This is a genomic window from Aquimarina sp. U1-2 (assembly GCF_017897595.1).
GTDB lineage: Bacteria > Bacteroidota > Bacteroidia > Flavobacteriales > Flavobacteriaceae > Aquimarina.
The window spans coordinates 160379-179703 of the sequence record NZ_JAGKIK010000010.1 but is presented as its reverse complement, the minus strand read 5'-3'; the positions used below and the strand labels follow the sequence as shown (position 1 = coordinate 179703).

14 protein-coding genes are annotated in these 19325 nt (G+C 36.2%); 7 read left to right on the top strand and 7 right to left on the bottom strand.

Annotated features, from left to right (window positions below; translation table 11 throughout):
• Positions 1-125: 125 nt before the first annotated feature.
• The 5 genes from J8281_RS13805 to J8281_RS13785 all read right to left on the bottom strand — a co-directional run bounded on the left by J8281_RS13805 (position 126) and on the right by J8281_RS13785 (position 8782).
• Positions 126-1919 carry an alanine racemase gene (locus J8281_RS13805; protein ID WP_210198222.1) on the bottom strand — a complete coding sequence of 598 codons (1794 nt, stop codon included), beginning with the start codon at positions 1917-1919 and terminating at the stop codon, positions 126-128.
• Positions 1901-2992, bottom strand: coding sequence for a DUF1611 domain-containing protein (locus J8281_RS13800; protein WP_210198221.1), 1092 nt, complete (start codon positions 2990-2992; stop codon positions 1901-1903). The genes J8281_RS13805 and J8281_RS13800 overlap by 19 nt, the downstream gene beginning before the upstream one ends.
• A gap of 41 nt (positions 2993-3033) precedes the next feature.
• Positions 3034-3216, bottom strand: coding sequence for a hypothetical protein (locus J8281_RS13795; protein WP_140592049.1), 183 nt, complete (start codon positions 3214-3216; stop codon positions 3034-3036).
• A 1226-nt stretch (positions 3217-4442) separates the two neighbouring features.
• A complete protein-coding gene (locus J8281_RS13790) occupies positions 4443-5765 on the bottom strand; it encodes a RagB/SusD family nutrient uptake outer membrane protein (RefSeq protein ID WP_210198220.1) in 1323 nt (440 codons plus the stop codon).
• Positions 5766-5776: 11 nt separating this feature from the next.
• Complete coding sequence (locus J8281_RS13785) at positions 5777-8782, bottom strand: SusC/RagA family TonB-linked outer membrane protein (protein ID WP_210198219.1); 3006 nt, start codon at positions 8780-8782, stop codon at positions 5777-5779.
• 366 nt (positions 8783-9148) lie between these two features.
• Between J8281_RS13785 and aspS the strand changes: the two genes are divergently transcribed.
• The 6 genes from aspS to J8281_RS13755 all read left to right on the top strand — a co-directional run bounded on the left by aspS (position 9149) and on the right by J8281_RS13755 (position 14729).
• On the top strand, positions 9149-10897 hold the full coding sequence (gene aspS, locus J8281_RS13780; RefSeq protein ID WP_210198218.1) for an aspartate--tRNA ligase: 1749 nt from the start codon (positions 9149-9151) through the stop codon (positions 10895-10897).
• 5 nt (positions 10898-10902) lie between these two features.
• A complete protein-coding gene (locus J8281_RS13775; protein WP_210198217.1) occupies positions 10903-11433 on the top strand; it encodes a hypothetical protein in 531 nt (176 codons plus the stop codon).
• Entirely contained in the window at positions 11405-12250 is an 846-nt protein-coding gene (locus tag J8281_RS13770) for a tetratricopeptide repeat protein (protein ID WP_210198216.1), read from the top strand. The genes J8281_RS13775 and J8281_RS13770 overlap by 29 nt, the downstream gene beginning before the upstream one ends.
• A 92-nt stretch (positions 12251-12342) precedes the next feature.
• Positions 12343-14124 carry a chloride channel protein gene (locus J8281_RS13765; RefSeq protein WP_210198215.1) on the top strand — a complete coding sequence of 594 codons (1782 nt, stop codon included), beginning with the start codon at positions 12343-12345 and terminating at the stop codon, positions 14122-14124.
• A gap of 65 nt (positions 14125-14189) precedes the next feature.
• Positions 14190-14444: a hypothetical protein gene (locus J8281_RS13760; protein WP_210198214.1), complete on the top strand. Its 255-nt coding sequence runs from the start codon at positions 14190-14192 to the stop codon at positions 14442-14444.
• A gap of 87 nt (positions 14445-14531) precedes the next feature.
• Positions 14532-14729, top strand: coding sequence for a cold-shock protein (locus J8281_RS13755; protein WP_210198213.1), 198 nt, complete (start codon positions 14532-14534; stop codon positions 14727-14729).
• Between the two features lie 552 nt (positions 14730-15281).
• On the opposite strand, the gene J8281_RS13750 is transcribed toward J8281_RS13755, so the two are convergent.
• Entirely contained in the window at positions 15282-15731 is a 450-nt protein-coding gene (locus J8281_RS13750; protein ID WP_210198212.1) for a nucleoside deaminase, read from the bottom strand.
• A 408-nt stretch (positions 15732-16139) separates the two neighbouring features.
• On the opposite strand from J8281_RS13750, the gene J8281_RS13745 reads away from it, so the two are divergent.
• The gene (locus tag J8281_RS13745) at positions 16140-17912 is read left to right on the top strand and encodes a 1-deoxy-D-xylulose-5-phosphate synthase (protein ID WP_210198211.1); all 1773 of its coding nucleotides are present in this window, start codon (positions 16140-16142) and stop codon (positions 17910-17912) included.
• A 5-nt stretch (positions 17913-17917) separates the two neighbouring features.
• Here J8281_RS13745 and J8281_RS13740 read toward each other — a convergent pair whose 3' ends face one another.
• A complete protein-coding gene (locus tag J8281_RS13740) occupies positions 17918-19261 on the bottom strand; it encodes a deoxyguanosinetriphosphate triphosphohydrolase (RefSeq protein WP_210198227.1) in 1344 nt (447 codons plus the stop codon).
• Positions 19262-19325: the final 64 nt, after the last annotated feature.

Here is a 19325-nt window from a genome sequence, read left to right as displayed (position 1 = left end):
TTTTGCTAACTCTAATAGTCCTAACTTTGGTTTGATGATTTTTTCTTCTGTGTTCATCTGACAAATATTTAAATTGATTTAAACTAAATTACTAAAATTGTCAGATTAAGTATTAACTATTACACCTAAAGATAAAAGGGAGTTTTGTCAGGGTATTTAAAAACAGTTGATTGCACATAAGACTCTTCTATAATACCATAGTGAGCATATTTTTTATTTTTTTCTACCGCCCAACCAATATTGCCATAGTCAAAATGCCAATATTCTTTATGATCACACACAAAATCTTCATTTTCAAAAAGTTCCATAAGAAACTTTCGGTTTTTCTTTGCTTCTTGACTAATGCCAGGATGTTTGGGGTAACATTTTTCATTTAAATCTATATGTAGTCCATCGTTGGTTCCAAAATCCAATACACATTTCTTTCGTAAATCATAGATCAGGGTATCAACTGCACCTCCAGTTGCATGGGTAGATTGCACTCTTGGCGCAATGAAGTTTGACACTATTTCATTAATTTCTTCTACTGTTTTTTTGGGGTATTTCTTTTTCAAAAAACTGACTTTTTGATTCCATAATTTTTGCTGATGCTCAAATGATCTCCAGGCTGATCTAATAATTAGTTTTTTCCCCTGATTATCCAGAAGTCTACTAATCCGTCCTATTTTTTCGTACACTTCTTTTCTAACTAAATAACGATAGTTTTTTTGAATGGACTTTTCGAATATTAGATTAAAGCCTGAATCCTGAAGACTTATCAATGGCGAGTTATTCTCCTTGACAGTCATCATTGAGGTTTTCTTTTTGTGCAACCTGTCTTTTTCTTCTACTATTGTGCAATACTCTTTTGCGGTTATTGGTGTCTTGATGTTTTTAAAAATATAGGATGAATTCATAGCGGTAACTAATGCTCCATATTTTAATGTAAATGACACCTCGTCTCCAACTTTTAAGTCTTCTTTTTTGGCATTGATTATAATGTGATCCCCACCCGCTCCTAGGATTTCAATATCTAATTTTGGGGTTAATCCAGTCACCATTACATCTTGAACCCCCATGGCTAAGATAGCTCGCTTTATCATGCCTTGGTCTTTAAAATTTGGTTTGTTACCAAAAGCGTTAAGACCAATTTCGCCATCTGGTACTGATGATTTGTTTTTCAGTTCGATAACCTCGGCTGTCAACATAAAGGCGTCTTGATAAAGTTTTGGAATCGGCTTTCCGGTTAAAGGTTCATAACCTAAAAATATAGACTCTCCAAGTCTCAAATTATTAATCTTGCCTAAATCTTTTGTAGTATTAAACCAATTATAATTAGCTGAGTTCCCTCCTGAGATTATAGATAGCTTTATGTTGAACTTCTTCTCAATACTATTAGCAATAGAGGATAGTATGTCCATTTTTTCCGCGGTGGGTTTAACTCCGGAAAAGCAGGCAAGATTTGTACCTATACCTTCAAGTTTAATACCTTTTAGAGTCAGTACCTTTTTGATAGTGTTTTCCAATTGCGATGGTAATATTCCTTCACGTAAATCTCCTAATTCTATCATGAGTATAATTTTATGAATCTTACGGTGTAGGATAGCATATTCTGAAAGTTTTTTTATTACAGATAACTCAGAATTTAGACTCATATCAGTATCTAATACTACTGATTCTGTTTGACTGATCATTGGGGTTCTAATCAACAAGAAATTTGCTTTGACTCCAGCAATACGCATTTTTTTGATATTTGATATTCTGGAGTCAGCAAGAATTTTAATCCCGCTCTTTACCAAAATATTAGCAATATGAGGATCTGCACAAACTCCTTTAGTAACAGCAATGACGTCTATGCCTTTTGACTGAAAAATAGAGCTTAAAATCTTAGTATTATGAGCAATTTTACTAAGATTAATATCTATTCTTGGGATTGACATAGTAGTGGATTGACACGAATTAAATCAGGAAATATTTCTTGAAGTTTTTCTACTAGCTTACCACAGTCGTTTTTTAGGACATCAGTAACAGGTAATTGATATTTTTCTTCATAAGCCTTTGTTATATCTTCAACTTCTTCGTCATTCATATCTTCGTGATTGATTGTTATTGCAATTACTTTGGATCCGGAGAAGGTTTCTAACATTTTTATTTCACTCTCAAGTGTTGGCATTAGAATATCTGGAAAATCACACCTAGTGCGTCTTTTTGGTGGATGCTGAAGGACAATAGCCTTAGGCATAGCCCCTCGAAGGATTGCACTTGAAGAGGTAAATGCCGGATGACTAAGTGCTCCTTGACCTTCTACTACGATAATATCGGGCTGTTCTTTCATTGCTTCTAGAATAGCATTTTCTACTTCTCCGGTAGCAAAGCCAGAACTTAGAACATCTATGGCAATACCATATTTTGAACCTTGAAGTATTCCTGTTTGGCCTGTAGTTACAAAGATAGCGTTTAAACCTTTATTTTTTAGAGCTTCTACCAATTTAAGCGCGGTGGTTCGCTTACCAACTGCGCAATCTGTTCCGGATATCTTTACTATTGGTATTTGAACATCTCTTATTTTGCCTGTAAAGTGGTGAAGATTTTCTTTCGAAGGTGGTTTTCTTACATCAAAAATAGATATATTATATTTATTTGCAAGCTCCATACAAACTGCATCATCCGAAAGAAACTCTGGTAGTCCGTTTACAATATGCATTCCAGATTTAATGGCTGTGTAAATAATTTTTTTCTCTTTATTATTAAGTAATGGTGCAATGGGAGCAATCCCGTAGATGAAGTATTCTGGAACGCTGTCTAATATCTCAATCGCTTTATTAAAATTTTGAAATATTGGTATCTCATTTTTAATTCCGTCCAGATACTCTCCGGCATCAAGACCTGATTTGGTGCTATCTATAATCCCAACGATTTTATACTTCCCAGAATGCCTGACAAGACCATTTGCGACTTTACCATCTAATTTGCCAAATTCATTTTCGCAATAAACTATTGCCGATGTTTTCATAATTTGCATGATTTAAGATAAAAAATAGATTTTGGAATAGTTTAACTTCCTACCAATGCTCTGGCGGTCAAACCTAATTCCCATCTATCAGGGTCATTTTGAAATCCACAGTAATAAACTCCATTAATATATCTTCGAACGATCAGGGAAATGTTAGGGTTGATTTTAGTGAATACGGTATCTCCTATTTTGTATTTACCAATTACCTTATTATCAAGTTTCATATTTACTATATTATAGTTTTTTAATGCCTCATTTAATAAGATTTAATCCTTCTAGTCTAATCCTTGGATTATTAAGTTTCTTTAAATTCCGGTGACTATATAAGGACAAAAATAATCGCCGGAACCTAAAGTTTTATTAGTAAATTACTAATAAAAGGAAACAGAAAATGATTCAATGGATTGTCTTGTATAATGTCTAATTCGCTCTAAGAATTATTTTTTACTATAGTCATTTCTTTGAAAAGGAACTGTATAACAAATCTCAATATAAATTCTTCATCGTTTGAATTTTGAAACAACAAAGTGTAAATTGTTAAGGTAAAGATCTTTATAATTAACGGATAAGAGGTTATATAATAGGAGTTGAATGTTACATAAATCACAGTTTTGGGACTATTTGATATTATTGTAGGAAAAAAGTAGTAAAATTTAAGATTTCAGAGCATGGTTTAAAATCACTTTATATGTTTTATTAGCTATTCTTTTATCCGAACTGTTCAAAAAACCTTTATTTTTTAACATACTATTTGGAATTATAGAGTTTTAAGTACTGCGTTTTTTGTTATAGGAATAAAATATAAACCATGCTCCGTTTTGGAGCATGGTTTTATTGCTTATAGGATTTTCATTCTATGTTTTAATTTCTTTTAAAATAAAAGACAGAATTAGTAAACTAATCTAAGAGACAATATTTAATCGAATATCCTGAATTATAAAATTTTGTTAAGCAACCTTAAACCCTTTTGCTAACTCGTTAATTTTCAAAACTTTTTCATCAAAAGAGTTCGACATTTGTCTCGTCGAGGTCACTACAACCATCTAAATCAAATCTACGACACGATTAGCCCCCTATGATATTATACTATCTGCCAAAAAAATTATGTCTTAAAACTCAAAAGTTCTAGGCTTATGTATAGGCGTTTGGTTGTTTTATATAGATTTTGCTATAGCCTCTGACCTTTTGGAAGTGCATGTACACTATCTGCAAAATGGATTCTTTATCAAATACGAAATGAAGAAATATTGTTAAGATAGTAAATTCATAAAAACAAAAAGAGGATGTCTAAAAAGTTGTCATTCCGAAAGAAGCGAAGGAATCTGTTGAACTTAAGTTTTTGATAAACAGATTACTTTAAAATTAAAATTTTTCGTAATGACGTTTTTTAATACTTTTTAGACACCCTCTTCTATAGTAATCATCTAAGACTAGCCCATCCTTTTTTCATTTATTGATTCACATTTTCAGAAAATGGAATAGGAAGTACATTAAAAATTTGATCCCCCTCGCGATCTATGGGTAACGTATCAGAAAGATCATATCGTCTAAGGTCGAACATTCTATGATTTTCGCACCAAAGGGAATACCGTCTCTGCTTCAATAATTCTGCAGTTAGCGCTTCTGAAGTTTGAACCCCATCATAAGCAGGTAATCCTCCTGATTTGTCTCTAATAATATTTAGCGCTTCTAGAGCATCGGCTAATTCATTAGTTCTTATTTTAGCTTCGGCATATACTAAAATCAATTCTTCATTTCTAATGATATCTATTGGAGAAGTATTCTCTTCATATAGGGCAGTCTCATGAGTACCATTCAAATTATCCTTGGCTTCACTAACTACTCTACGTCTGGCTTTTCTGCTCACCCGGATATCTCCTGCATCAGCCTCATTGATCCAACTATTATGCACTATGATTTGATCTCCACTTTGTTCTGGAGTTTTAAACAAGTCGTTGGTAATATCACCAGGCCCTAAACTAAAGACATGTTGCACTCCTAAGAATATATTTCCATTAAGATCGAAAAATGAATTCTCAAGATCTGTTATCACATCAGAATAATTACCCGCATACAAAGAAGCTATTGCCCTAGTTGCTCTATTAAATTGCACAAATGTATCTGGAGTATCAAAATTAGCAAATCCGGCTAAAGGAAATCTAAATATGTTTCCAGAATTTTCAAGATGTACTAATCCCTCATCCAAAATTCTAACGACCTCTATAATCGCTTGATCGAAATCTAGAAAAGGTCCTAAATCATTTTGATCGGTAACATCAACTCTTGCCTGTCCGTAAGATTTAAGCACCTCTATCAGCTCATAGGCAATAATGGTTTTAGCAAACCCCCTGTACCCTTCTTTCTCTTGCTCTGTTACCGATTCAGTATTCATTAAAGCCTCCATTAAAATATTAGCATTTTTGATACAAACATATCTCGCGTTGAAAGGCTGCGTAGTATAAAAAGAGTTATTATCCAAATCTTCGCCATCTTCCCCTAGAAGATCACTGGTATTCCTGGGATCTGCATCAAAAAGATATAGTTCTCTTGCCATGGTACCGCTACCGGTGGTTTGAATCCCTAAGCCTGTTCTCATGGTAGCTTCAATTCCGGAAACTAAATTATTAAGTTCGCTTACACTTGCATTATCCAGAATTTCTTCTAAAGCAGGTGCATTTGGATTTTCTTGTTCGTCGAATGTACAGGATGCTGCTAATAAGATACTAGCAAAACAAAGTACATTAAAGATGAATTTATTTATCGTGAATTTCATTGTTTTCTTTATTAAAAATTAACACTTACATGAAAATAGTATTGTTTTGTACTGGGGAATGGAGTCACCTCTAAACCAGAGGATAAACCTGCGCCACCATTTACAGAAACTTCGGGATCATAACTGCTATAATCTGTAATGGTAAATAAATTGCGCCCTGATACGCCGAGTTTAATACCACTGATACCGTCTCCTAACCATTGTAAGCTGCTCTGGGGAAATCTATAATATAAGGCAGCTTCTCTAAGTCGCACATATCCCGCAGGCTCAATAAATCGTCTGGGGCCAGAAGCATTTAATCTGGCTTGCCCTTCTGGTGTTCCCAAATCTGCAGTTGTTCTTCCATCATCAGATAATAATCGGGTAAGGTTCAAATTATTCCCACCTTCTTTCCAGTGTAAAAGAAAAGAAAGGTCCCAGTTTTTAAAGAATGTCATTTGATTGGTGAAAGACATTTGAAAATCGGGTTCTACATCCCCAATAGCTGTAGGTTCTCCATCAACATTAGCTACAATTTCGGTGATGGGTGCGCCTTCTTCTATATAAAATGTACCGAAACCTAAACCAAATCCAGCTCCCGGTTGTCCAAAAGGAGGAACAGTTAGGCGTGTTATCTCAGATCGATTTAACCAAAATTGCACTCCAGAGTTCCAGAAAAAGTTTTCAGTATTAAAAGCATCAACGTTTAATGTAATTTCTACCCCTTGATTTACAAGATCCGAAAAATTTCTTGTTTCAGTGTTAAATCCGGATGTTCTAGGTAAGTTTCTTCTTAATAAAAGATCTCTGACTTCTCGATTATAATACGTAGCTTCTAGAGTTACCATATCAAATAGTCGAGTATCGAACCCGATCTCAAATTCAGTAGATGTTTCGGGTGCTACATCAGGGTTGCCTAAAATTCCTGCATCAGGCTCATTCGGTCTGCCACCAATAGATAACCCCCCGTTCCCACCAATAGCAACAGGTCCCAGAACTGTAAAAATTGAACCGAAAGCGGCTGAGTTTCCGGTTTCTCCATAAGCAGCCCTTAATTTTAATTGGTTTACGTTTTCAATAGTCCAGAAATCAAAGTTTGCAATATTTACTGCCAAAGAAGCCTTCGGGAAACTGTATAGTTCATTAGGATCTCCATTTAAGGTTGATTTATCTAATCTAAGTCCCACAGTACCAATAATTTGATCTTTGTAGTTCGCCTCTGTTTGGAAGAAATATCCAAATTCTTTAATCTTAAACTGGTTTTGAGTGATTTGCTGGGCAAAACCCTGGGTAAGGTTAGTTTGGTTAAGAACTAACTGCGTTGTTTGGTTGAAAACCTGATCTGCTTCTTGTTCAAGATAAGATGTTCCTGCCTGTGTTGTAAGTCCCAAGTTTCCGTTGAAGGCATTGTAATTCCAAACCCCTATAGCCTGTAAATTAAAATTCGTAAAATTGTTTTTTCCAACACCTATAAACCCATTATCTCTATCTCTTTGTGCTTGATGAATTTCAGGAACATATACAAAAGTCTCGTTGGCCAGATAATCGATCCCTCCATTTAAAACAAGTTTTACATTATGTTTGTCTGTTCTAAGAAAATTGAAATTAGTTTTCAGCCCTTGAATAAATCTATTATTCGAATCTTCATTCCTGGCCAGATCTCTTACCAAAAGCATATTTCCATTAGCAGATGGATCATCGTTGTCAGGATAATTGCCTTCGGCATCAGGAAAAAGGTTGGTCCATGGTCTGGTATATGCAAGATTGTATCCAAAGCTTAACCCGCCTTCGTTTTCATTTCCTGTAAAACTTCTACTCGAAGTACTTCGTACATAATTAGACGATGCAGAAAAACTAAAGAAATCAGATACTTTGTGGTCTATATTAGCTCTCATTGAAATTCTTTCAAAACCCGTATTGCGAATGATCCCTTCTTCATCGCGATGAGAGGCTCCTACATAAAACTTAGTATTTTCATTACCACCACTAGCACTAATTTTAGTCTCGGTTATTAATCCCGTTTCTCCGTAAATTTCATCTTCATAATCTATTAATCCTCCATTTTGTATTGCATTTCGAAAAGCAGCTACCTCTGCCTCGGCAGAGGCTCTTGAGTTAGCTTCGGCTTCCGGATCATTAGGATTGGGAGTGAAGAAGGCATCAAAAACACTCTCTTCTGTCCATGATCGCAATCCTAATGGATTAAGAATTTTAGTAAATCCAACGTCCTGAGCAAAACGTATTCGTGTTTTACCGCTTTTACCTCGTTTAGTGGTTATGATAACTACACCTGCATTACCGCGTTGGCCATATATTGCAGCTGCGGAAGCTCCTTTTAAAACTTCAATATTTTCTATATCATTTGGATCCAAATCAGCCAATCTATTTCCAGAATTTTCTTCATTACCTCTATTAGCGCCTGATGCAAAACGCAATCCTGAAGGAATCTCTAAATTACTGATATACACCCCATCTACTATAAATAAAGGTTGATTGTTTCCTATTATGGATGAAATTCCGCGTAGTCGAAGTGCAAAACCACCTCCTGGTGCACCCGAGGATTGTGTAATATTTACCCCCGGAATTTTACCATATAAAGCTCCATCTACTGTAGTTTGTGCCGTTATACCCACAAGTTCTTCAGCAGAAACGGTAGACACAGCATTCGCCAGATTAGCCCGTTTCACAGATGTTGCCAAACCAGTCACTACGACCTCTTCCAAGGCTTCTGTAGACTCTCCTATCTCAATAGTTATAGCTCCGGCTGTAGCTACATCTACCATTTTAGTAGAAAATCCGAGAGCAAATACGCGCAAACGTGCTGGTAAGGTGCTTACCGTAATCGAAAAATTACCATTAATATCGGTAGCCGTACCATTGTCGGTACCGTTCTCGATAATATTAACAAATGGTGCTCCTTCTCCTGTTTCTTCGATTACCACCTTTCCGGTAATTGTCTCTTGAGCATACATAAGTACTGGAGCAAAAATTAAAAATAGCAAAACTACTATTTTGCTAAGATGAGTTTGTTGTTTCATAATGATTTGTTTAAATGAAGTGTTAAAGCTATTAAAAGAAATTGAAAAAACAATGTTAAACTAACAGTTGTTCGCAATAAAATATACAGTAAACTGCACTAATTATGGTTTAACCGTAAAATTGATAATAACTATTTATTTCTTTAACATTTTAGTTCTTCATTCAAAATATATCTGCGATATGCCACCATATTTCTAAACTATTCTGCATAGAGTTGATTACAAATCGCCAAATCTTTTTATTTTTGCCCTCTTAGTCGTTGTCCAACATTAGCGTAGGAGTTTACTTGATGTTATAATACGCATTAGAAATGGGTAAAGATGTCTGTATACTACCACTGTAGTAAAAAAAAAACCGAAAATACTATGTATAGAAGTCATTCATGTGGCGAATTGCGTGCCTCACATATGAACACCGAAGTTACCCTGGCCGGCTGGGTTCAAAAAACGCGTGACAAAGGATTTATAATTTGGGTAGATCTTAGAGATCGCTACGGGATTACACAATTGATATTTGATGCAGAAAGAACACCTGCACAGGTGGTAGAAAAAGCAAAAACTCTGGGAAGAGAGTTTGTAATTCAGGTAAAAGGTCATGTCATCGAACGGGAGTCTAAAAATACAAACATCCCTACTGGCGACATAGAAATTCTAGTGACCGAGCTTACTATTCTTAACGAGGCTATTGTACCGCCTTTTACGATAGAAAACGAAACCGATGGTGGCGAAGATCTTAGAATGAAATATCGATATCTGGATATTCGTCGCAACCCGGTTAAAAATAATTTGATATTTCGTCATCAGGTAACCATGCAGGTTCGACAGTATCTCTCTGATAAAAATTTTATAGAAGTAGAAACACCGTATCTCATTAAATCAACACCAGAGGGCGCCAGGGATTTTGTAGTTCCCTCTAGAATGAACGAAGGCCAGTTTTATGCACTGCCACAATCACCCCAAACCTTTAAACAGTTGCTTATGGTGGGCGGAATGGATAAGTATTTTCAAATCGTAAAATGTTTTCGGGATGAAGATTTACGAGCCGACAGGCAGCCTGAGTTTACCCAGATTGATTGTGAAATGGCTTTTGTTACGCAAGAGGATGTGCTTACTGTATTTGAAGGGTTAACCCGTCATTTACTGAAAGAAATTAAAAATGTCGATTGTGATGAATTCCCGAGAATAACGTATGCTGAAGCTATGCAAACTTATGGAAACGATAAGCCAGACATTCGTTTTGGGATGAAATTTGGAGAACTTAATAAAGTCACACAACACAAAGATTTCAAAGTATTTAATGATGCCGAATTAGTCGTAGGTATAGCGGTTCCCGGCGGTGCATCCTATACCAGAAAAGAAATAGATAAACTTATTGAATGGGTTAAACGCCCTCAGGTTGGTGCCCTGGGAATGGTGTATGTAAAATGTAATGATGATGGAAGCTATAAATCATCGGTTGATAAATTTTATAATCAAGAAGATCTGGCGCAATGGGCCAAAGTAACCAAAGCGCAAACCGGAGATTTGATCTGTATTCTTTCTGGTCAAAAGAACAAGGTAAGAGCACAATTAAGTGCTTTACGAATGGAGCTCGCTGATCGTTTGGGACTGCGAAATCCAGAAGAATTTGCACCACTATGGGTGGTAGATTTTCCGCTATTAGAGTGGGATGATGAAACAGAACGTTATCATGCCATGCACCATCCATTTACTTCTCCCAAACCCGAAGATATTACTCTTTTAAATTCGAAACCAGGCGAGGTAAGAGCAAATGCATATGATTTGGTGCTAAATGGTAATGAAATCGGTGGGGGTTCAATTCGAATTCACGATACGGCAACGCAGGCGCTTATGTTTGATTATCTCGGGTTTACACCAGATGAAGCAAAAGCTCAATTCGGGTTTTTGATGGATGCGTTTCAATATGGGGCACCTCCCCATGGTGGCATCGCATTTGGGCTTGATCGATTGGTAGCTATACTAGGTGGTCAAGAAACGATACGAGATTTTATCGCCTTTCCTAAAAATAATAACGGACGCGATGTAATGATTGACGCACCCGCAGCAATTGATAACGATCAGCTTAAAGAGCTGCATATCCAACTTGATTTGTAACTAAAATGAGGCTTTTTCTATCAACTGCTGGAAAGATGTTTGGTTTGATCATTTTTTTCTTGATCTGTTTGAATTCTTGTAAAAATAATGACGCTTCTACAGAGAAATACCCAAACTATATTGGCTACTTGGATCCTGAAACCACAATCTCTGACATAAACTTTGAAATCTGTGGTGATGAAGACATAAAAGGTACACATCACGGATTGCCAAAACATGCTTATAAGCCAAACAAGGGAGTTTTCGACAAAACCATACGGGCTACATATCGAAATAAGGGATATACAGACTCGGGATATCTAAATTTTAGATTTATTGTTAATTGTCGTGGCGAAACCGGAAGATATGAAATTGTACAAATGAACCTTGGTTTGGAAGAAACGACATTGTCTGAGGATATGGTGAACCAGCTTTTTCAACTAACCGCAGATAAAGAGAACTGGAATGGGTATCGATCCAAAAAAAGCGGCATTAATTATTACATGTATGTATCTTATAAAATAGAAGATGGAGAAATTTCTGAAATTTTACCTTAGCGGTTTTGTTCTGATCCTTATTGTTTTCAGTTGTGCAGAAAATCCGACTCCTGAAGATAAAAGAATATCGAACGAAATGATTAACGGAGGGGATGAAATTGTAGAAGCTCCAGAACTTCAAGGCACGCCGGAATCAATGATTTATATAGAAAAAGCACTCGCAATAGATCCTGAAAATGCAGATGCATGGAGAATGTTATCTATTCCGTATTTAAAAAGAGGTATGCCTACCAGATGGAAACCTCTGTTTGATAAAGCTGTCGAACTTAACCCCGAAGAGTGGCAAGGATGGAGAGGATACTTATACTTATATTTCTACAGAAATTATAAAAAAGCGATTGAGGATTTTAATGCCACCGATATTTTAACGCCTAATTTTGATGATACTCCCCAAGGACAGAGTGTAAATTATATGAGAGGTCTCGCTTATCTCGGTTTAAAAGACTATACAAAATCAAAATCTTTCTTCGACACCTATATAAATGATCAAATCAAAGCTTCGGGCGAAGATTATGTAGACGTAACCGCTTTTTTATATCGTGGTATAGTGGCATATCTTGAAAAAGACTATAATAAGGCCATTGAAGACTTTCACAAAGTTTTAAAATATTCTGGAAATCACTATGCCGACGCTCATTTTTATTTATCTAAATGTTTTTTGAAGCAAAAAGACATCAACAATGCGCGAAGGCATATCACAAAAGCGATTGAAGATTTCAATACCGGATTTGTTCACAAGCGTGGATATGTAGAGGTATTATATCAAATTTACATCCAAGATCTAGAAGAACTTAAAAAGCTTATCGAAAATAGTTAACTTTATACGTTTTAAATGTAAATTCAAGAACAAATCTTATAGATACCTCTGTACAGAATATGTTTTCTGAATTTGCATGATTAAAATAATGTATGGTTGCCTCAAAAAAATCGTTCCTCTATAAAATTTTAAAATGGCGATATCGCAATATCTCCAATAAAAACTTTATTCTGATATTAAGTATTCTTGTGGGTTTTGCGGCGGGACTTATTTCTTTACTCCTTAAAAACCTGACACATCTTATAGAAGTAATCCTTCAAAGTGATATCATTTCGTGGCAAACATCTTTTTATTTTATAATTCCCGTGGTGGGTTTATTGTTTGTTTACCTTATTACAGAATTTATATTTAAAAAAAATGTGCGATCGGCAATTCCGCTTATTCTACATTCTCTTTCTAAAAAAGACGGAATTATAAAGTCAATTCATGGCTATTTACCACTTATACTGGCTCCAATAACCGTAGGTTTCGGGGGATCTGTAGGGCTTTTAGGACCTGCTATTGGCTCAGGTTCTACATTAAGCTCAGACCTTTGTACTTTATTGAAAATGAGTGGCAAAACTCGTTTTTTATTAATAGGTTGTGCGGCAGCGGGTGCTATTTCGGCAGTTTTCAAATCTCCACTGGCAGGGTTGGTGTTTGCTGTTGAAGTATTTAGTCTGGATCTTACCTTGGCCTCGCTATTACCTTTACTTTTTGCATCGGTTTCTGCCATTATTACTTCTTATTTCTTTTTAGGGGACGAAGTGTTATTCAGGTTTGAAGTCATTGAGAAATTTGACATTTACGACACTCCTTTTTATATAGCATTGGGCATCGGAACAGCCTTTGCCTCTATTTATTTCACAAAAATGTACTTTGGAATCCTTCACTTCTTTGATCGCTTTCCCAGAAAAATATACAAGCTCTTTGTTGGTGGTTTGGCAATAGGCATTATGCTTTATTTTATTCCTCCACTCTACGGAGAAGGGCTTGGATTTATCAATGATTTATTACACGGAGACCATTTTAAGGCTATTGGCAAAACTCCTTTTGATACTATGACCGAAAACATATGGATCGTAATCGCATTATTAACAGGTATCATCATCTTTAAAGCTATAGCTATGACGGCAACTTTTGCCGCAGGCGGATCTGGCGGAATCTTTATTCCTACCATGGTTATGGGTAGCTCCCTGGGCAACGTAGTTGCTAAAGTAATTAATAATCTGGGGTTGGGTTTTGACGTATCTGAGGCCAATTTTACACTGTTGGGTATGGCAGGCCTTATTGCAGGTGTTTTACATGCACCGCTTACTTCAATATTTTTAATTGCCGAAATCACCTCGAGTTATGGGTTATTTGTTCCTTTAATGATTACTACATCTATCTCATTTTTTATTTCTAAGAATAAAATGGAACACAATATCTATACTTCAGAACTGGCGGAACAAGGACATTTGCTTACCCATGACAAAGATCAAACCGTACTTACGCTCATGAATCTTGAAGACTGTATAGAAACTAATTTTATACCGGTTTCTCCCACTTACACTTTAAAGCAACTGTTGAGTGAGGCTGTTGCCAAGTCGAATCGAAATTTGTTCCCTGTAATTGATGAATTTGAACATTTGGTAGGTATCGTTACACTGGATAATATTCGAGATATTATGTTCGATATCACCATGTACCATAAAGTAAAAGTCGAAACGCTCTTGTCACCCACATCTACGGTTATTATTTACGAACAAGACAATGTAAAAATGGTCATGCAAAAATTTCAAGATACGGGTGCATGGAATTTACCTGTTATCAAAAATGGAAAATACTTTGGTTTTATTTCAAAATCAAAATTGCTGACCTCGTATCGTAGAAAATTGATTAATTTTACTTAAAAACTAAACGTTAAGTTACCAAAACGTATAGCAAGGTAGGCTGTCTATTTAATACTATATTTACTATGAAATACGTTATTCGTATTCTTTTTATTGGCGTAGTTGTTTTAGTTTGTACCGGATATTACTATAAAAACTCGGGCAATCATGCTTTTGGAGACCAATTAGTGGGTATAGGAATACTAGCTGCATCTTTTGTTCTTATGCCTATCTTTATCTACTATCGTTGGAAAGACAGAAAAGTAAAAGATTATATGCTTACCGATGAAAACCTAAAGAAAATGAGGGATTACGATCAAAAAAATGAGCGAAAGCCTTAATACATTTAAGAAATATTCACATTTTAATAACGCTTCCTTAAATTTTTAAAACTAACTTTAGATCTCAAAAATTTTTATTTTAATACAATGGAAGGTACAGTTAAATTTTTTAATGAATCTAAAGGTTATGGATTCATAACCAACGACGAAACAGGAAAAGACATCTTTGTGCATGCCTCAGGAATTGACGGCGAAGCCTTAAATGAAGGTGACAAAGTAGCGTATCAAGAAGAAGAAGGACGCAAAGGAGTTATCGCAGCACATGTACGAATAATTCATGACTAAGCTATAAAAATAACCAGTTTCAAGAGGCTGCCTGAAAATAGTTAGGCAGCCTTTTTTATTTTAAAATTTTCGTATTAAATACAGCTTTTTTCAGCCTATAATCATATGTAAGGCACTAGAGAAACCAGCTACGATGACATGAATAAAGTAAGGTATTGTACTACCAATCAAAAAATAAGGGCTTAGATTAGAGATTTTAGACCAGCACTAGAAACTACTTCGAGGTATTATACCGTTTGGCGGTGCCAACAAAATCCTGAGTACGCAGCACCTCTAGAAGGAATTTTATATAATAGGGTTACCCATCTAAGTCTCAGATACTACTTTCCGGGATATTTAAGATCAGTTATGGTTTACACCCCTCTAAATCTCCCCTCAAGGGGAGACTTTTGCCTCCCTTCCTTTTGAAGACGTTGGCGCCGTAACAACGACAGGTGAGATAGAGCACAGGAAAAGGGATAGATGTTTTTATCATCATAGAATGATGATGCGAACTAAATGGGTAACCCGTCTATATAATAAACTCTACCCTGATAGGAACCGGGTATTGCTTCAGTTTAAGTTTCGTTTTTGTATAAAAAAATGTTGTAAAAGTCTACTGCATTCTTCTTGAAGCACACCACCGGTAACCCCGGTCTTAGGATGAAGCTTTGTACCCATGGCGTTATATCCTCGCTTTTCATCTTTTGCACCGTAGACTACTCTTTTTATTTGACTCCAATATAAAGCTCCTGCACACATAGGGCAAGGCTCTAATGTTACATACAGTGTACATTCGTTAAGATATTTACCTCCCAAGAAATTCGATGCAGCGGTAATGGCTTGCATTTCTGCATGAGCAGTAACATCATTAAGAAGCTCTGTTAAATTATGAGCTCGCGCAATGATTCGATCGTTAACTACAATGACTGCCCCAACAGGAATTTCATCTTTAGCAAAAGCAAGCTCGGCTTCCTGCAACGCTTTTTTCATAAAATAACTATCGTCAAATGGTTCTAGCATAGTGCGATTACTTTACATCTTAATTGAACATTCATAATTGATTACAATGAATTAAATTCAACCTGACAAGACTTTGGCATGAGTACATAGAACTGATATAAACTTTTTGATTGTCCGTTATTATACCTAAAATTTAACTGAGAAGTCATCCTGAATTCATTTCAGGATCTCATTACGTTTATTTTCAGTACATTGAGATGAGAAGCTGAAACAAGCCTGTGCTGACTCGTTTCAGTATTCAGCTTAACGCAAACCGTTTAGGTTAAATTACGGATATTCATATAAACTTCTTCCAATTCATTAAAATATAAACAGTTCAATTTAGTATAAATCTAACAAATAAAATCATTCATTCTCTAATGTTATAAAAGTTTACCTGAAACGCGCACAAAATAGTATTTTTGTGATATGCCAGAATCATTGTTAGCAGATATCTACTACCCATCGGATCTTAGAAAATTAGCAGTAGGTCAATTACCACAGGTAGCTAAAGAATTGCGAAAATTTATAATCGATGTAGTCGCCACCAAAGAAGGACATTTGGGAGCAAGTTTGGGTGTTGTAGAACTTACGATCGCTTTACATTACATATTTGATACACCATACGATCTTTTGGTATGGGATGTAGGGCATCAGGCCTATCCTCATAAAATACTGACCGGAAGAAAAGAACGCTTTCATACCAATCGACAATTGGGCGGCATAAGTGGATTCCCAAAGCGTAGCGAGAGCCCATACGATACTTTTGGCGTGGGGCACTCTTCTACCTCTATATCTGCCATATTGGGGATGGCCATTGCCTCGGGATTAAAGGGAGATATCGACAAGCAACATATTGCTGTTATTGGTGATGCTTCTATCGCTAGCGGAATGGCTTTTGAAGGGCTTAATCACGCTGGAGTTTCAAACACCAACCTATTGGTTATTTTAAACGACAATGCCATCGGGATAGATCCCAGCGTAGGAGCGCTGAAAGAATATCTTACCAAAGCACAAATAGGAAAGAAGCTAGGAAGAAATACTATCATACACGCATTAAATTTTTCGTATTTTGGTCCTATTGACGGGCATGACTTCTCTACACTACTCGCTACACTCGAGCAACTTAAACATACAAAGGGCCCTAAATTGTTGCATGTGATCACTACTAAAGGGAAAGGTCTAAAGCAAGCCGAAGAGAATCAGGTAAAATATCATGCCCCAGGAAAGTTTGATGCCACTACAGGAGATCTGACCCCTAAAAACGATAAAGAAGTATCCCCTAAGTTTCAAGATGTTTTTGGGTATTCATTACTAGAACTAGCAAGAAAAAATGAAAAAATTGTAGGGATTACCCCGGCTATGCCAACGGGTAGTTCACTAAAGTACATGATGAAAGAAATGCCCGATCGTGCTTTTGATGTAGGTATTGCAGAACAACATGCCGTTACACTTGCGGCAGGAATGGCTACCCAGGGATTGATTCCTTTTTGTACTATTTATTCTACCTTTTTGCAACGGGCATATGATCAAATTATTCATGATGTAGCGTTACAAAAGCTTCCAGTAGTTTTTTGTATTGACCGCGCAGGTTTGGTTGGCCAGGATGGTGCTACGCATCATGGGGTTTTTGACATTGCCTACTTAAATTGTATTCCTGATATCATTATTGCCGCGCCAAAAGACGAAATTGAATTAAGAAATCTATTATACACCGCCTCTTCAGGATTAGATCTTCCTATCGCAATTCGATACCCTAGGGGAAAAGGACACCTAAAAGACTGGGAAGTCCCGTTTAAACCTCTTCAAATCGGAAAAGCACGGCAATTAACAGAAGGTGATACTATTGCTATTATCTCTACTGGTACTATCGCTCGTAATGTTATTTTGGCGCTGGCTGATGTATCTTCTACTGCCAAGGTAGGACATTATCATTTTTGTTTCATTAAGCCTCTTGATCAAAAAATGCTTACCGAAATCTTAGAAAAACACACTACCATTATTACTATTGAAGAGGGTGTGACAAAAGGAGGTTTTGGCAGCTCTGTTATCGATTTTGCCAATGTACATAACTTCAATAATAAGATCATTACTTTAGGAGTTCCTGATCACTTTATTCAACATGGCACTGTAGAAGAATTACATGATCATTGTGGGATTTCTTCTAAAAAAATTCGTAAGCTTATTAGGGAAATAGTATAAGGGACCTATATTTGTAATCCTTTAATTTTGTGAAATTTCATTAACGCACTCCCATCAGTTAAACCCGCTACATACTTGCAAATGCTTATTAATCTTGTATACAAATCCTCGTGAGTAAACTCAAAATTATCCCCTTCTGCTTTGAGGATAAGTTTGTCGTAATTTGAAGGATTACCTACACTGTTGTTATCTACAGCTACACAGTATCGATCTAATAACGTAGCCAAAATTTCATATCCTGCAATCTCTTTTTCGATAACCCCTTGACTTTGATATATTTTTTCGATGCTAATCTTAGCGATATCGTTAATCTGAGCTTGGTACTTACTTTCATCAATCAAAGCCATATCAAATTTTCCTGAGAGTATATCGTCTTCGTTATCAATAAAAATGTTGGCTACCTCTCCTATCAACGTGTTAATGGCTAACGACCTGAGGTAGCTTAATCGATCGGCAGTAGTGACCAGGTTATTATATTTTGAAGTATTAATAGTATCTTTTACTAATTTGATAAGGTATTCTAAGGCATACCCTTCTTCGATTAGACCCAGATTAATGCCGTCTTCAAAATCGATGATCGTATAACAAATATCATCTGCTGCCTCAACCAAAAACGCTAAAGGATGACGACTATAGGTGAACTCTCCCTTTGTTTTTCGTTGTAACAATCCAACTTCTTTGGCCACTTCCATAAAAAAGGATTTTTCATTCTGAAAATACCCAAATTTTTTATGAGCTATATGTTTTGTAGGTTGCTTCGGAAGCGATTCTTTGGGGTACTTCATAAACGCTCCCAGAGTAGCATAGGACAATCTAAGACCTCCTTCTACTCCTTGCCTGGACTCGGTTAAAAGTTTGAAACCATTAGCATTGCCTTCAAAATCTGTTAAATCCTGGTATTGTTTTGGCGTAAGTTGATCCTTGTAACGAACTCCTTTTCCGCTTTTAAAATATTCTCCAATAGCTTTTTCACCCGAATGCCCAAAAGGTGGGTTACCAATATCATGAGCCAGTGCAGCTGCAGCGACAATGGCGCCGAAATCGTTAAATCGGTACCCATGAATGGTAGAAAGGTGTGGGTGTTTTTCTAATATTTTCTTTCCTACGGCTCTACCCAAAGAACGCCCTACTACCGAAACCTCAAGACTGTGTGTTAAGCGAGTATGTACAAAACTGGTTTTGGATAGTGGAATCACCTGAGTTTTATCCTGTAAGCTTCTAAATGCTGAAGAAAAAATGATACGGTCATAATCTACCTCAAACCCTAAACGGGTTTCATCTTGCTCTTTTCGTAATCTTTTATTCGTATCTCCTTGTCGTTTTAGCGATAGAAGTTGTTCCCAGTTCATCATATGTTAGTGTCGAGTGATCTTTTTATTGGCACCGCCAAAGTTATAATACCCCATGGCCTGT

Bases quoted from the DNA above. Each gene is read 5' to 3' on its own strand.
- J8281_RS13770 (WP_210198216.1), top strand. From the start codon at position 11,405: ATGGAGAAATTTCTGAAATTTTACCTTAGCGGTTTTGTTCTGATCCTT.
- J8281_RS13805 (WP_210198222.1), bottom strand. From the start codon at position 1,919: ATGTCAATCCCAAGAATAGATATTAATCTTAGTAAAATTGCTCATAAT.
- aspS (WP_210198218.1), top strand. From the start codon at position 9,149: ATGTATAGAAGTCATTCATGTGGCGAATTGCGTGCCTCACATATGAAC.
- J8281_RS13755 (WP_210198213.1), top strand. From the start codon at position 14,532: ATGGAAGGTACAGTTAAATTTTTTAATGAATCTAAAGGTTATGGATTC.
- J8281_RS13775 (WP_210198217.1), top strand. From the start codon at position 10,903: ATGAGGCTTTTTCTATCAACTGCTGGAAAGATGTTTGGTTTGATCATT.
- J8281_RS13785 (WP_210198219.1), bottom strand. From the start codon at position 8,782: ATGAAACAACAAACTCATCTTAGCAAAATAGTAGTTTTGCTATTTTTA.
- J8281_RS13760 (WP_210198214.1), top strand. From the start codon at position 14,190: ATGAAATACGTTATTCGTATTCTTTTTATTGGCGTAGTTGTTTTAGTT.
- J8281_RS13800 (WP_210198221.1), bottom strand. From the start codon at position 2,992: ATGAAAACATCGGCAATAGTTTATTGCGAAAATGAATTTGGCAAATTA.
- J8281_RS13740 (WP_210198227.1), bottom strand. From the start codon at position 19,261: ATGAACTGGGAACAACTTCTATCGCTAAAACGACAAGGAGATACGAAT.
- J8281_RS13750 (WP_210198212.1), bottom strand. From the start codon at position 15,731: ATGCTAGAACCATTTGACGATAGTTATTTTATGAAAAAAGCGTTGCAG.
- J8281_RS13745 (WP_210198211.1), top strand. From the start codon at position 16,140: ATGCCAGAATCATTGTTAGCAGATATCTACTACCCATCGGATCTTAGA.
- J8281_RS13765 (WP_210198215.1), top strand. From the start codon at position 12,343: ATGGTTGCCTCAAAAAAATCGTTCCTCTATAAAATTTTAAAATGGCGA.
- J8281_RS13790 (WP_210198220.1), bottom strand. From the start codon at position 5,765: ATGAAATTCACGATAAATAAATTCATCTTTAATGTACTTTGTTTTGCT.
- J8281_RS13795 (WP_140592049.1), bottom strand. From the start codon at position 3,216: ATGAAACTTGATAATAAGGTAATTGGTAAATACAAAATAGGAGATACC.